Origin of the sequence: Bacteroides sp. RTP31139st1_H2_RTP31139_211217 (assembly GCF_040227615.1) — a bacterium.
GTDB lineage: Bacteria > Bacteroidota > Bacteroidia > Bacteroidales > Bacteroidaceae > Bacteroides > Bacteroides uniformis.
Genome location: NZ_JBCNZM010000218.1, coordinates 4,495 through 6,311, shown reverse-complemented (window position 1 = coordinate 6,311; position 1,817 = coordinate 4,495). Strand labels below are relative to the sequence as shown.

At 51.6% G+C, this 1,817-nt stretch carries 2 protein-coding genes; both read right to left on the bottom strand.

Going from position 1 to position 1,817, the window contains the following annotated elements; all coding sequences use genetic code 11:
- Positions 1 to 699 (bottom strand): pyruvate formate-lyase-activating protein (pflA, locus tag ABUA47_RS22190; protein WP_349832066.1); only part of this gene is annotated, 699 nt, incomplete at its 3' end.
- Position 700: 1 nt separating this feature from the next.
- Positions 701 to 1,817: pyruvate formate lyase family protein (locus tag ABUA47_RS22185; protein WP_349832065.1), on the bottom strand; the 1,117-nt coding region annotated here is incomplete at its 5' end.

Genomic DNA, 1,817 nt, shown 5'->3' with positions numbered 1-1,817 from the left:
CTCTGTGAACAGTTTTTCTGCCCGTTCCAGTTGTTCCGGAGTATTTTCCTTCACTTCTTTCAATTTGTAATCCCATCCCATGGCTTCGTATTTGTGAACACCCAGACGGTGATAAGGAAGTATTTCCACCCGTTGTATCTGCTGGTATTTGCCAAGACTTTCACCCAGCAGGCGGGTGTCTTCTTCCGAATCGCTGTAACCGGGGACCAGTACATAGCGCAGCCAGAAGGGGTGTTCATGTTCTTCGAGCCAGGCAGCGGTGCGGAGTGTCTGTTCGTTGCTTCGTCCCGTCAGCGTACGGTGGCGTTCGGGATTGAATTGCTTGATGTCCAGCAGCACGAGGTCAGTCAGGCTAAAGAGCTCTTCCACCTTTTCATTCCAGATGCCTCCGTTACTGTCCAGACAGATATGGATGCCGTTCGCCTTCAGCTCCTTGAAAAGAGGAATCAGCGCTTCTGCTTGCAGGGTAGGCTCACCGCCGGAGAAAGTAATACCTCCTTTCTTCCCGAAGAATGCCTTTTGGCTGATAGCCATTTGCAGAATCTCTTCCGGAGTGGTGGGAGTGCCTCCTTTTACATCAATCGTATCCGGATTGGCACAATACAGACAACGGAACGGACATCCTTGCAGGAAAACGACGAGCCGGAGACCCGGCCCGTCGAATGTTCCCATACTTTCGTAGGAGTGTACATTTATCATATTACATTCTTTCGTGGAATGAACGGCTGATGACTTCCAACTGATGCTCGCGGCTCAACTTCACGAAGTTCACGGCATAGCCGGAAACGCGGATGGTGAGTTGCGGATACTTTTCAGGATGTTCCATGGCATCTTCCAGCATTTCGCGGTTCAGTACGTTTACGTTCAAATGGTGGGCACCTTTGGTGAAGTAGCCGTCCATCATGGTTACCAGGTTCTCTACACGTTCTTCCGGTGTCGGGCCCAGTGATTTGGGAACAATGGAGAACGTATTGCTGATGCCGTCCTGCGAGTCGCGGTAGCGCAATTTGGCTACGGAGCTCAAGGAAGCGATGGCACCGTTCTTGTCACGTCCGTGCATTGGGTTGGCACCCGGAGCAAAGGCAACACCTTTGGCGCGTCCGTCCGGAGTGGCACCGGTCTTCTTGCCGTACATCACGTTGGAGGTGATAGTCAGCAAGGAAAGGGTGGGACGGGCATTCTTGTAGACAGGCAGCTTTTTCAGTTCTTCGCTGAAATAGTAAACGAGGTCTACTCCCAGGTGGTCCACACGGTCGTCATTATTGCCGAAGCAGGGGAATGAACCTTCAGTGTCGAAACCTTCGGTCAGGCCGATTTCGTTGCGGCGTGCAGTGACTTTGGCATATTTGATGGCGGACAGTGAGTCTATGGCGATGGAAAGGCCGGCAACACCGTATGCCAGATTGATGCGTGGGTCGGTATCGATGAATGCCATCTGGGCTTTCTCATAATAATACTTATCATGCATGTAGTGGATGATATTCATGGCCTCGTTGTAGACACGGGCTATTTCAGTCAGTACCTTCTTGTAGTTGGCCATAACTTCCTCAAACTTCAATGTCTCACCGGTCAATACGGGAATACCTTTCACCATGACAGTTCCGGTATTTTCGCAACGTCCACCGTTGATGGCGAGCAGCAGGGCCTTGGCAAGGTTGGCACGTGCGCCGAAGAACTGGATTTGTTTGCCGATGGCTTGGTAGGATACACAGCAGGCGATGCCGTAGTCGTCGCAGTTGCGCACTTCACGCATCAGGTTGTCGTTTTCGTACTGGATGGAGCTGGTATCTACAGAAACTTTGGCGCAGAAATCCTTG